The 12,577-nt window shown below is 65.1% G+C and carries 11 protein-coding genes; 6 read left to right on the top strand and 5 right to left on the bottom strand.

What is annotated here, in order from left to right; genetic code table 11:
• Positions 1–37: 37 nt before the first annotated feature.
• Entirely contained in the window at positions 38–1,882 is a 1,845-nt protein-coding gene (locus tag ABFX23_RS13930; protein WP_346033605.1) for a DUF885 domain-containing protein, read from the bottom strand.
• Between the two features lie 83 nt (positions 1,883–1,965).
• On the opposite strand from ABFX23_RS13930, the gene ABFX23_RS13925 reads away from it, so the two are divergent.
• Entirely contained in the window at positions 1,966–2,193 is a 228-nt protein-coding gene (locus ABFX23_RS13925; protein ID WP_346033604.1) for a hypothetical protein, read from the top strand.
• A gap of 23 nt (positions 2,194–2,216) precedes the next feature.
• On the opposite strand, the gene ABFX23_RS13920 is transcribed toward ABFX23_RS13925, so the two are convergent.
• Both ABFX23_RS13920 and ABFX23_RS13915 read right to left on the bottom strand, forming a co-directional pair.
• A complete protein-coding gene (locus ABFX23_RS13920) occupies positions 2,217–2,900 on the bottom strand; it encodes a TonB family protein (RefSeq protein WP_346033603.1) in 684 nt (227 codons plus the stop codon).
• A 152-nt stretch (positions 2,901–3,052) separates the two neighbouring features.
• Positions 3,053–3,709 (bottom strand): alpha/beta hydrolase, encoded by a 657-nt coding sequence (locus ABFX23_RS13915; protein WP_120076788.1) that lies wholly within the window; start codon positions 3,707–3,709, stop codon positions 3,053–3,055.
• A 106-nt stretch (positions 3,710–3,815) separates the two neighbouring features.
• On the opposite strand from ABFX23_RS13915, the gene ABFX23_RS13910 reads away from it, so the two are divergent.
• From ABFX23_RS13910 to ABFX23_RS13895, 4 genes are all read left to right on the top strand, one after another.
• Positions 3,816–4,868, top strand: a complete 1,053-nt coding sequence (locus ABFX23_RS13910; protein WP_346033824.1) for a cysteine desulfurase family protein — start codon at positions 3,816–3,818, stop codon at positions 4,866–4,868.
• A complete protein-coding gene (locus ABFX23_RS13905) occupies positions 4,865–5,938 on the top strand; it encodes a cysteine desulfurase family protein (protein WP_346033602.1) in 1,074 nt (357 codons plus the stop codon). Before ABFX23_RS13910 ends, ABFX23_RS13905 begins: the two co-directional genes overlap by 4 nt.
• A gap of 5 nt (positions 5,939–5,943) precedes the next feature.
• On the top strand, positions 5,944–6,273 hold the full coding sequence (locus tag ABFX23_RS13900) for a 2Fe-2S iron-sulfur cluster-binding protein (protein WP_346033823.1): 330 nt from the start codon (positions 5,944–5,946) through the stop codon (positions 6,271–6,273).
• 102 nt (positions 6,274–6,375) lie between these two features.
• On the top strand, positions 6,376–7,665 hold the full coding sequence (locus ABFX23_RS13895; protein WP_346033601.1) for a class I SAM-dependent methyltransferase: 1,290 nt from the start codon (positions 6,376–6,378) through the stop codon (positions 7,663–7,665).
• 2 nt (positions 7,666–7,667) lie between these two features.
• On the opposite strand, the gene ABFX23_RS13890 is transcribed toward ABFX23_RS13895, so the two are convergent.
• Both ABFX23_RS13890 and ABFX23_RS13885 read right to left on the bottom strand, forming a co-directional pair.
• Positions 7,668–9,377, bottom strand: a complete 1,710-nt coding sequence (locus tag ABFX23_RS13890) for a mechanosensitive ion channel family protein (protein ID WP_346033600.1) — start codon at positions 9,375–9,377, stop codon at positions 7,668–7,670.
• Between the two features lie 148 nt (positions 9,378–9,525).
• Positions 9,526–10,077 (bottom strand): type 1 glutamine amidotransferase domain-containing protein, encoded by a 552-nt coding sequence (locus tag ABFX23_RS13885; RefSeq protein WP_346033599.1) that lies wholly within the window; start codon positions 10,075–10,077, stop codon positions 9,526–9,528.
• A 106-nt stretch (positions 10,078–10,183) separates the two neighbouring features.
• Here ABFX23_RS13885 and parC point away from each other — a divergent pair, with 106 nt between their 5' ends.
• Positions 10,184–12,481, top strand: a complete 2,298-nt coding sequence (gene parC, locus ABFX23_RS13880; protein WP_346033598.1) for a DNA topoisomerase IV subunit A — start codon at positions 10,184–10,186, stop codon at positions 12,479–12,481.
• Positions 12,482–12,577 lie beyond the last annotated feature (96 nt).

The raw sequence follows: 12,577 nt of genomic DNA, 5'->3' as shown, positions 1-12,577 counted from the left end.
GTTAAGGCCCGGTATGCAAGGGCACAGGGCCCGACCTTTACCCGCTCGTGCCGATATAGCGGTCGATGTTCCCGGCAAGCACGTCCAATGGCGCGTTGCCGCCTTCCACCACCGCCTGGTTGAATGTGCGAAGGTCGTACCCGGTGCCCATCGCGGCGCGGGCGCGTTCGCGCTGGCGCAGGATTTCCAGCTTGCCGACCATGTAGCCGGTCGCCTGTCCCGGCCAGCTGCAATAGCGGTCGATCTCGTTCGTGGTCTCGGCAAGGCCCACGCCGGTGTTGGTGTGGAAGTAGTCGATCGCCTGCTGGCGCTGCCACCCCTGAGCGTGAAGACCGGTATCCACCACCAGCCGCACCGCGCGGTAGGCCGCGGCCTGAAGGTAGCCCAATCGCCACGCCGGGTTGTCGTCATAGGCGCCCAGCTCGTCTGCCAGTTGCTCTGCATAAAGCGCCCAGCCTTCGCTGAAGGCGTTGAACGCCAGGATCGCGCGGATCAGCGGCAACTGGTTCGAATATTCACCTTCCCACACGTGGCCGGGAATGGCCTCGTGGTGGGCGAGGGTGACGAGATCGTAGGTGCGGTGCAGGTCCGTATCGCGCAGGTTGATCCAGAAGGTGCCGGGGCGCGAGCCGTCGACGGCGGGCGCGCCGCCATAGGCCGTGGGAGCGCCCAGTTCCTCGTTCGGCGGGATGCGGCGCACTTCGACTTCCGGATCGATCACGCGGGCAAAGGCGCGCGGCATCTGGCCGCGAATCCAGTCGATCCGCTCATTCAGGAAGGTCATGATCTCCGCGCGGCCCGGATCGCCCTCGGCGAACTTGAAGCGATCGTCCTGCGAAAGCTGGATCATGCGCTGACCCGGCGTGCCCTCGGTGTAACCGAGCGAGCGCAGGATCGGGTCCATCTCGGCATCGATGCTGGCCAGCGTATCGCGTCCAAGCTGGTGAATCTCGGCGGGCGACATATTGGTGGTGGTGCTGGATTTGAGCGACCAGCGATACCATTCCTCGCCCTGCGGCTGGGCATCCATTCCCGGCGCGCTGGTGGCGAGGGCGCGTTCGCGCTGCAATTCGGCCAGTTGCGCTTCGAGCGCGGGTGCGATTTGCCCGGTCACGATCTCGGTCGCGCGCGCTCCCCAGTTTCCGGCAATCCCTTCCTCGCGGGTGCGGCGGACGAGCGATTCGACCAGCGCGCCGCCCTGCCGCGCGTCCGCCACCTGCCGCTCCATCTGGTCGAGCGCGCGGTCGAGCAGGAAGTCGGGCGGCACGACGCCCAGCGCGCGGGCCTCGCTGATCTTCTCCAGTTCGCCCGCCAGCACACCGGGCATTTCCTCCAGCCGGGCGATATAGGCCTCGGCATCACCTTCATCGGTAACGGGGTGGTCGGAATCGAGAAAGCGCGGCAGGTCGATATAAGCGCCAACGTTCTGGATCACCGCGTAGGGCGCGGTGCGCCAGGAGCCGACGGGGATATCGCCGTAAGGAAGCTCCATCCCATCGATCGCGGTGGCATAGGCGCTTTCCACGACTTCGAAACTGGTGCGGGTCGCAGGGTCCAGCCCTTCTGTCGGGAAAGCGCGCACCCTCGCCAGATCGGCGCGCAGGGTGGCGGCCTTGGCGTCCTGCGCCTCCGGCCCGGCCGCGCCAAGCTGGCGACGCAGCGAGGCATGTGCGCCGGTATCGACCCCGAGCGAGGTGGCGCGCGTGGGCTCGTGCCGCAGCAGGTTCCACGCGACATCGTCCAGCAGAGCCTGTGCCGCAGAATTGCTGCCGGTGGCGGCAGGCGCGGTGACGCAGCCGGGCAGTACGGTAAGCGCGGTGGAAGCGCCCAGCGCTCCGATGAAGGAGCGTCGGGAAAGCGAGGTTTCGATGATTTTCTGCATGGAACAGGTGGTTGCCGATGCAACCGTATCAGTCAAGCACGATAGCGCTGGCGAGCAGCAAGGCTGGCGGCTAGGGGAGGAGCATGTTCGATCTCGTCATCTCGATCATCGTCCTCGCTGCCATCGCCCTTGCGGCAGGGGCTTTCGTCCTATGGCGCAAGGGGATCACGAAGCAGGCGCTGCTGATGGCCGTTCTGGCCTTTGTCATGTTCGTAAACGTGGCGATCTGGCTGGTGCCGATGGATGGCGGCCAGACGCCGATAGAGGCAGCGGACAGTGCCGTGGCCGAGGAAGAGGCCGGGCAGGAGTAACCCGGCCTCTCTCTCGGGTGTGATCAGTCCGGAATCTGCCAGGTGACGGAGCCGGAGTAGGTGCCGACCGTCCGCTCACCCTGGTTGTTCGTCGCCGCATCGAAGCGGGCGCGGCTTTCCAGCAGGCGACAGGTGTTGCGATCAAGGGTGGAATGGCCGCTGCTGCGGGTGATTTCGCAGGCATCCACGCGCCCGTCGCTGCCGATTACAAGACGATAGCTTGCCGTGCCTTCACGCTCGCGGGTCAGGTCGCTGCGGGAATAGTCGTTGGTGGTGATCCAGCCTGCGGGGCCGTTGCGCGGGCGGGCGGGCACCGGCTCGATGGCAGGCGCGACGCTGGGCGTCACCACGGGGCCGGGTATCTCGATCAGGTGGGGCGTGGGTTTCAACACCACCTGGTCGGAGAGATTCGGCGTCACCGGCTCTACCTCGACCGGCGCGGTGCGATCGAGCTCGATGGGCGGCTGCGGCGCGGTGACAGGCGCGAAGCTCTGCTCGGGCGGCTGCGGCGTCACTTCCTCGGGCGGCGGCGGAGGTGGCGGGTCCTTGATATCATAGGTGCCGACGACCGGTCCGGGCGGCTCGATCACGCCGCCGATGGTGAGGCCGGCGATGACACCGAAACCGACAAGCGCATGGATGGCGATAACCCCTGTTGCCGCGCGCAGGCGGGCCGCAGGGCTGACTGTGGCATTGGCATAGGACATGTTGCTCTTCCTCTTCCCGATGCTCACTCATCAATCGAGCGAGTCATGTTATACTGTCACATACCGGGCGAGGAATTGCAAGGCCCAACGAAAACGCGCGCCGGAACCGAAGCTCCGACGCGCGTGATGCAAGCCTTTGAACAAGCGCCAGATCAGGTGATCGGGCAGCTAGGATCGAGGCGGAAGTCGAGGTAGTTGTCGACCGACTTCATCAGTTCTTCCTGCTCGTTCTCGAAGAAGTGATTGGCCCGCGGGATCTCGTCGTGGTGGATCGTGATGTGCTTTTGCGTGCGCAGCTTGTCGACAAGCTTCTGCACCGATTGCGGCTGCACCACGGTGTCCGCCGTGCCCTGGATGAAGATGCCCGAGGCGGGGCAGGGCGCGAGGAAAGAGAAGTCGTACATGTTCGCAGGCGGCGCGATGGAGATGAAGCCGCGGATTTCGGGGCGACGCATCAGCAATTGCATGCCGATCAGAGCGCCGAAGGATACGCCGGCGACCCAGGTGGTCTGCGCTTCGGGGTGGATCTGCTGCACCCAGTCGAGTGCGCTGGCTGCATCGGACAGTTCACCGATACCGTTGTCGAAGCTGCCCTGGCTCTTGCCGACACCGCGGAAATTGAACCGCAGGGTGGCAAAGCCGCGTCCGACGAAGTTCTTGTACAGTTGCTGCACGATCCGGTCGTTCATCGTGCCGCCGCCCTGGCTGTGCGGGTGCAGGATCATGGCGACAGGTGCGCGGGGGCGCGGGGCGGGGGAGAAACGGCCTTCGAGACGACCCTCCGGGCCGGGGAAGATAACGTGAGGCATGGGCGTTTGTTGCTCTGCTGGAATGTTGGGCGCCTGCGGGTAGCGCGGCGCAAGGTGGCGGCTATATAGGGATTATGCCGATTTTCGCAATTGTTACGTGAGCGCCGTGCCAGACCAGCGCATCTATCTCGATCACGCCGCCACGACTCCGCTGCGCCCCGAAGCGAAGGCGGCGATGGAGGAGGGCTTTGCCATCTGGGCCAACCCGTCGTCTCCTCACGCCGAAGGGCGCAAGGCCAAGGCCGCGCTGGAGGACGCGCGGGCGCGCTGCAAGGCGGCGCTTGGCTGGGACGGCGAACTGATCTTCACCTCGGGCGCGAGCGAGGCGGCGGCGCTGGTTCTGCACCACGCCAAGGCCGGTGCGCGGCTGGTGAGCGCGGTTGAGCATGACTGCATTCTCGGCACGGCGAAAGAGGCGGAACGACTGCCGGTGCGGGCGGACGGTGCGCTCGATCTCGAGTTGCTGCGCGAGGCGGTGCAGCGGGAAAAGCCGCTGGTGGCGGTGCAGCAGGTGAATTCGGAAACGGGCAACTGTCAGGACTTGGCCACGATTTTCGAGATCGTGCGCGAAGCTGGCGGATTGTTGCTTGCCGATTGTGCGCAAGGGGCGGGCAAGATGGCTTTGCCGCCGTGCGACATGGCGATCATCAGCGCGCACAAGTTCGGCGGTCCCATCGGTATCGGGGCGCTGCTGGTTCGAAACTATGCCATGCTCGAACCCGTGGGCGGACACGAGCGCGGTTACCGGCGCGGGACGGAGAACCTCCCCGGCGCGATGGGCATGGCGGCAGCCTTGACCGTGGAGGGATCCTACCTTCCTGACGATGTGCTGCCGGCACGTGATCGGCTGGCCGAAACTGTGCGCTCGGCAGGCGGTACGTGGTGGGCGGATCGCCTTTCCGATCCTACGCCATTCGTGAATGCCGTTGCCATGCCTGCCATGTCCGCCACGGCGCAGGTCATGCGCTTCGACATGGCAGGGTTCGCCGTATCGCAAGGCAGCGCCTGTTCCAGCGGCACGATGAAGACCAGCCACGTCATGCAGGCAATTGCGGCGGACAAGGAACTGGCGGACCGCACGATCCGCGTCTCGCTGGGATGGAACACCACGGCTGAGGAACTCGATGGCTTTGCCAAGGCTTGGAAGTCACTGACATGATCTATCTCGACTACCAGGCCACCACCCCCCTCGCGCCCGAAGCGCGCGATGCCATGCTGCAATGGCTCGATACGCCGGACGGCACCGCCTTCGGCAATCCGCACTCACCGCACCGCATGGGCCGCATGGCGGCAGCGGCGGTGGACCTAGCGCGAGAGCGCGTGGCCGCGCTGTTTCCGCCCAACGGACAGGTGATCTTCACCTCGGGCGCGACCGAGGCGATCAACCTCGCCATGCGCGGGTGCCCCGGCAAGGGCGCGATCAGCGTGTCTGCCATCGAACACGCCGCCGTGCTCGATACCGCATATGCCATCGGCAAGGCGCACGAACTGAACGTTGCCAAGGACGGGCAGTGCAACGTGAAGCAGGACATCCCGAACGACACCAAGCTCGTCTGCGTGATGCAGGTGAACAACGAGATCGGCGTGATCCAGCCGACGGTGGAATTCCACCGCAAGGCGAAGGAATCAGGCGCGCTCTACCTGTGCGATGCGGTGCAGGCCTACGGCAAGATGCCGCTGGCGGGCGCGGACATTATCGCCGTTTCCGCGCACAAGATTCACGGGCCGAAAGGCATCGGCGCGCTGTGGGTGAGGAACGGCATCGAACTCGAACCGCAACAGACCGGCGGCGGGCAGGAGGCGAATATCCGTTCCGGCACGCTCAGCCCCGCACTGTGCGCGGGCTTCGGCGCGGCGGCGATGGTGGCGAAGGAGCGGATGGAGGACGATGCCGCGCACGTCGAGGCGCTGTGGCACCGTGCGCGCGAACTGTTCTCGGATTGGGACCTGAACGGAAGTGCGGAGGCGCGCTGGCACGGCAATCTCAATATCCGCCGCAAGGGATTGGACGTGGCGCGCCTGATGTCGGACTGCCGCGACGTCATGTTCTCGGCAGGCTCGGCCTGCGCCAGCGGATCGGGCAGGCCCAGCCACGTGCTTCAGGCCATCGGACTGAGCGCGAAGAAGGCGAAAAGCTCGATCCGGCTGGGCTTCGGGCGCTACACCAGCATGGAGCAGCTTGAACTGGCCGCCGAAAAGCTTATCAATGCTGCATCGCAGCAAGGATAGACGCCATCAAAGTCACCTTCATTACACGCAAGGGCGAAAGGGTTGAAGCCGAAGCTTCTCCCGGCGACCGGCTTCTGGAAGTCGGCCAGGCCGCAGGCATGCCGCTGGAAGGGACGTGCGAGGGGCAGATGGCATGCTCCACCTGCCACGTGATCGTGGCACGCGAATGGTTCGGCAAATTGCCCGAGGCTGTGGAGGACGAGGAGGACATGCTCGACCTTGCCGCCGACGTTCACGCCACCAGCCGCCTGTCCTGCCAAATCCTGCTGACCGAGGACCTCGACGGCCTCGAAGTGCGCATCCCCAGCGACAGCAACGACGCGCAGGGGTTCTGACCGGCCGTTCAGGGCCGGCCATTCATGACTGGGCGAGAATCCGTTGGCTAACAGGCTCGTTCGATTCTACCAGCGCCGCCAAGCTGCTTCGGAGCCTTACCGATGACCTCTCGCAACACCACTCCGCTCTTCTCCCTCCCCACCGACGGTGACGAGGCAAGGACTTCCGGCACTCCGGTATCCGACATGGCCTATCGCCTCGCGTTCGGCGCAATCGGATGGCCGTGGCTGTTGTTCAGCCTGTGGGGCGGGCGCAAGGCAGAAAAGCGCCGCCTGCTGGAACGCGTGGGCCTGCGCGAGGATGCCTTGCCGAACCTGGGAAGCTGGAAGGCCGACACCGGCTTCCTGCACCGGATCGTCGACGCGGTGGAGGAACTGTGCCCCGCCAATGTTGTCGAGCTAGGAGCCGGGGCAACCTCGCTCGTATGCGCGAAGGCGCTGGAGCAGAACGGCGGCGGCACCCTGCACAGCTATGACCAGCATGCGGGCTTCGTCGAGGCAACGAGAGAATGGCTGGCCGAGGAAGGTGCCGAAGCGCGGATGGCTCACGCCCCGCTGACCGCCAGCGTGCAGGGATGGCCGGGCCGGTGGTACGACTTGTCGAACCTGCCCGAGACGATCGACCTGCTCATCATCGACGGGCCGCCGTGGTCCGTCCATCCCTTCGTTCGCGGCGCGGCGGATTGCCTGTTCGACCGTCTCTCCCCCGGCGCCATCGTGCTGCTGGACGACGGCGCACGTCCGGGAGAGCGGATCGTTGCGCGCCGCTGGCGCGAACGCTGGCCGCAGATCGATTTCGAGCGCGTCTCGGGCAGCACCAAGGGCACGCTGGTCGGTCGCAAGCGTCGCAGCGCGGAGGTGATCGCCTTCCCGCAACGGCCTGTGCCTGCACGATCGGCCGGCTGGCAGCGGGCGGCGATGCTGGCGCTGGCTTTCGCCGGGGGCTGGATCGTCAACGCCACTGTCGGCGAGCAACCGGCAAGCGCGGCATCATTCATCGAAGAGGCCGATGCCTCCTACGATGCCTCGCAAGCGCGCCTGCGCATGGCCTCGCAACTGGAATCGCCGTTGCTGGACCGGCGCGAGATCGCCAGCGCCACGGGTATCGACCTGCCTGCCATTCCCGCCGAATGGACGCTGCAGGACGTGCAGGTCTATCCGTCCGATCACGGCCCGGCCGTGGCGCTGGTGATGGAAACCGCAACTGGCGAGAGCGTGTCGATGTTCGCCACGAGGGAGGAAACGCCGGCGGAGAAATTGCCCCTGCTCGAAAAGCGGGAAGGCCGTTCGCTGGCATATTGGGAAAGCGGTCCCTTCGCCTACGCGCTGACAGGGGAAGTCGGATCGGACCGCGTTCTCGCGCTCGCGTCGGACATTGCCGCCGGTAGCTGACCTCAGCCCACTTCCTCCTCCACCGCCAGGTCCATCCGCACTTCGCGTTCGCGGGGCAGGAAGGCGGGGCCGGGTTCGTTGCCTTCGCCGGCATCCAGCCGGGCAGCGGCGGCGAGCATGTGTTCGCGCAGGCGACAGTGCATCTTCCAGCCGACCTTCGGGTCCTGCGCGCGTGCCATGAAGCGCACGATCATGGCGTTCGCCCTGTGGCCGACGACCTGGCAGGCGGCGTCCTGGGGATCGATCACGTCCTCGTCGTTCTCGATAAATTCGCGGAAGGGCCCGCGCAGCGCGTCGACATCGGCGCGGTGGTCCAGCTCCAGCTCGACATGCATCATGATGGTCGGGTCCTGCTTGGTCCAGTTCTCGAAGCTTTCGCTGGTGAAAGCGCTGACGGGCGCAATCACGCGGCGTTCGTCCCAGCTGCGCAGGCGCAAGTGGGTGAAGCCAATCTTCTCCACATAACACCACTGGCCATCGTAATAGACGGCATCGCCGATCCTTGCGGTGCGGGCGAAAGCGATCTGCACGCTGGCCATGATATCGCCCAACACCTTGCGCGCGGCGAACACCAGCACCAGGCCCAGCACCCCGGCAGAAGCGATGATGGAGAAGCCCAGCGTGTTCGACATGTTGCTGGCCACCAGCAGGAAGCCGATTCCCGCCAGCAGCAGCACGGCTGTGAGGATGCGGCGGATGGCGCTCATCTTGGTGTAGAAGTTGCGGTCCTCGTTGTTGTCGGGCGCCTCCAGCTTGCTGGTGCGGCGCGTGGTGGCGAAATCGAACAGGAAATCCAGCGCGGACAGCAGGATGCCGATGACCGCCGCGATGATCAGCAGCAGCTGCAGCGGATTGAGCAAGTCGGCGACGGGACCGGACAGGCGGAAGAAGGTGCCGCGGATGAGGGCGAAAGTCCCGGCAAAGGCCAGCAGCGTGACGGGAAGATGGACAGCCTGCAAAACGCCGAACAGCTTGCCGTCCTCGTCCGTCCGATCACGGAAATGCCCGATGGCGCGGTAGGTGAGCGCAGCGGCCAGCGCGCCCAGCAGCAGGATCAGCGGCAGGGCGATCACTTCCCACCACGCGAGCGTCCAGAACGCCTGCTTGCGCAGCATCGGCGGAAGGGACTGCTCGAACTTCGTCGGACCGTAAATGGCATAGAGCTGCGGCACGTTGGCCACCGTCTGGCGACTGAACACCCAGACCGGCTCTCCGCCCGGTTCCTGCACGCGGGCCAGGCGGACGGGGACGGTGCGCCCGTCCATGTCCAGCGTCGCCAGCCGCAGCGAGCGGCGCGCGATGCCTGCCATGGGGTTCTTGTCGCTGGCGATGATATCGACGGCGTCGGGCCGGTCGGGCAGGTCGACCCAGTCTATCGAGATGGAGCGGTGGACAAGGTCGTAAAGCTGTGCGGCAAGCCTTTGCTGCGTGGCCGCATCGGCATCGACATTGGCAAAATCCATCGCCGCGGAGGCCGCCTGCCAGTCGCCTTGCGCCCCTGCCGCCATGAACGTCTCGATCATGCCCATTGGCGTGTCGAGTTCCAGCGGGGTTCCGGAGCCACCGCCGTTCTGCAGTTGCTCGACCTGGTAGACGTATGGCTCCGAACCGGCGGCGACGGAGCGTCCGTCCTGCGCCTGCGCGGCAGATACGAAGGCCAGCATCAACGAGAGCAGAAGCGCGCCTGCTTTCAGGCGGACGATATCAAGCATTGTCTTCCCCATGGGAAATCCAATGCGCGGGCGACGGGATAGGTTCGGCACGCACAGGAAAGCCCCGCCGCGCTTGTCCAGCACGACGGGGCCTTGTCGAAGTCCGATATCCCCGGAAGGGATTGGGGGGACGGGTCGTTTCCGGGGATCAGGCGGCTTCGGTAAACTTCGCGCTTTCCCGCTTCAGCGCTTCGATGATGGCGTTGGAGAACGCGGGAATGTCATCGGGATTGCGGCTGGTGATGAGATTGCCGTCGACCACCACTTCCTTGTCCAGCACATTTGCACCCGCATTGGCGAGGTCGGTGCGGATCGATTTGTAACTGGTGGCACCACGTCCGTTCAGAAGGCCCGCCTCGATCAGCAGCCACGGGGCGTGGCAGATTGCGGCGATCGGCTTGCCCGCAGTGTTGAAATCCTTGACCATCTGCACGGCCTTGTCTTCCACGCGCAGCAGGTCCGGATTGATCTGGCCACCGGGGAGGACGAGCGCATCGAATTCGGCTTCGGTTGCTTCGTCCAGCGTCAGGTCGACATCGACGGGGCTGCCCCAGTCGTCCTTGTCCCAGCCCTTGATCTGGCCGTCTTCCAGGCTGACCACGACGGTCTCGTAACCGGCGTCTTCTAGGTTCGCCTTGGGCTTTTCCAGTTCCGACTGTTCAAAGCCGTTGGTGGCAAGGATCATTACGCGTTGTGCCATGATGTGTGCTCCTGTTTCGCGATTTGGTGTTTGACCCTGCAACGGGTGGGGAAAGGCCCACGTTCCGCGCTGTCCGGCGAATGGAGACGGTGATAGGGCAAGCCGCATGGCAACCGTTGAAGAACCCAGTGATTCCGGCGCGGGCATCACCCGCGAACCGTTCGAAAGCGCGCTTTCGGAGCGTTACCTCGTCTATGCCCTGTCAACGATCACGGCGCGTTCGCTGCCGGGCCTGCGCGATGGTCTGAAGCCGGTCCACCGCCGCCTGCTGTGGACGATGCGGCAATTGCGCCTGTCGCCCGACAGCACGTTCAAGAAATCGGCCCGCGTGGTGGGCGACGTGATCGGCAAGTATCACCCGCACGGGGACGTGGCGGTCTACGATGCGATGGTGCGCCTCGCCCAGCCGTTCACGCTGCGCTACCCGCTGGTGGAGGGGCAGGGCAACTTCGGCAATATCGACGGCGATAACGCCGCCGCCTATCGCTACACCGAATGCAAGCTGACGCGCACCGCGATGCAGTTGATGGACGGGCTGGACGAAGGCACGGTCGAGTTCATTCCCACCTACAACAACGAGGAAGAAGAACCGGTCATCATGCCCGGCCTCTTCCCCAACCTGCTGGCGAACGGAGCCAGCGGCATCGCGGTGGGCATGGCGACCTCTATCCCCAGCCACAACGTGGCCGAAGTGCTGGATGCCGCCGAGATGGTGATGTTCAACAAGGACGTTACCCACGAAGAGCTGATGAGTGTGTTCAAGGGGCCGGATTTCGCCACCGGCGGCCTTGTGGTCGACAGCCCGGAGGCGATTTCCAATGCCTACGAAACGGGTCGCGGCTCCTTCCGCGTGCGCGGACGGTTCTTTGCCGCCGAAGCCGAGAGCGAAGCAGACCGCGAGGCGGGGATCGAGCGGCAGAAGGGCGGCGGATACCAGCTCGTCATCTCCGAAATCCCCTACCAGGTGCCCAAGGGCAAGCTGATCGAGCAGATCGCGGCGGCCATCGGCGACAAGAAGCTGCCGATCCTGGAAGACGTACGCGACGAGAGCGACGAGCAGGTGCGCGTCGTGCTGGTGCCGCGCAGCCGCAACGTCGATCCCGAACTGCTGAAGGAAAGCGTCTACAAGCTGACGGACCTGGAAACGCGCTTCAGTCTCAACCTCAACGTGCTGGATCACACCCGCACGCCGATGGTGATGGGGCTGAAGGAGCTGCTGCAGAACTGGGTCACGCACCAGATCGAGATCCTGCAACGCCGCACGGCGCATCGCCTCGCCAAGATCGCGGACCGGCTGGAACTGCTGGAAGGCTACATCATTGCGTTCCTCAACCTCGACCGGGTGATCGAGATCATCCGTACAGAGGACGAGCCGAAGCCGGTGATGATGGAGGAATTCGGCCTTACCGACAGGCAGACCGAGGCCATCCTGAACATGCGGCTGCGCAGCTTGCGCAAGCTGGAGGAGATGCAGCTTCGCACCGAGAAGGACGAGCTGCTGAAGGAGCAGGACGAGCTGACCAAGCTGCTCGAAAGCCCGGCGCGCCAGCGCACCCGGCTGAAGCGCGACATGGCGGCCCTGCGCAAGGAATACGGCGAAGATACCGCCATCGGCGCGCGGCGCACCACGATTGCCGAAGCCGCGCCGACAGTGGAATTCAACCCAGATGCCATGATCGAGAAGGAGCCGGTGACGGTGATCCTCTCGGCCAAGGGCTGGGTCCGCGCGGCGAAGGGCCACGTGGACCTTGGCGAGGACGGCTGCGGCGATTTCAAGTACAAGGAAGGCGACGGCCCGGCCTTTGCCGTCCATTGCCAGACGACCGACAAGCTCTTGCTGGCGGGGGCGGACGGGCGCTTCTTCACGCTTGGCGCGGACAAGCTGCCCAGCGCACGCGGCTTTGGCGAGCCAGTTCGCAACACGCTCGATATCGATGCCGCGACGCAGATCATCGCTGTTGTGGTCCACGAGAAGGACAAGCAGGTGCTGCTCGCCTCCACTGTGGGCAAGGGCTTCGTGGCGATCACGGACGAATTGCTGGCCGAGACCCGCAAGGGCCGGCAGGTGGTGAACCTGAAAGGCGATGCGAAGCTGACGGTGGCACGCGAAGTGGCGCCTGCGCACGACCACGTCGCCGTGGTGGGCGAGAACCGCAAGCTCGTGGTCTTCGCGCTGGAGGAAATGCCGGTGATGACCCGCGGGCAGGGCGTTACCCTGCAACGCTACCGCGACGGCGGCCTTTCCGATGCCACCACCTTCACGCTGGAAGAAGGCCTCAGCTGGCAGATGGGCGGCAAGGGCGACCGCACGCGGACGGAGAACGAGATCGGCATGTGGAAAGTCGCGCGCGGCGCTGCGGGCCGATTACCGCCGCAGGGCTTCCCAAAGGATAACAGGTTCTAGGATATTGCGAGGCCGCCTCCGCGGCTTCGAAAAACAGAACATCCAAGAAAAACCCGGCAGGATCGCTCCTGCCGGGTTCCTTGGTGATCTTGGTAA

It is taken from the genome of Erythrobacter westpacificensis, assembly GCF_039542285.1.
GTDB lineage: Bacteria > Pseudomonadota > Alphaproteobacteria > Sphingomonadales > Sphingomonadaceae > Alteraurantiacibacter > Alteraurantiacibacter westpacificensis.
Note: the sequence above shows the minus strand (reverse complement) of the source record. Positions and strands in the feature narration are given on the sequence as shown.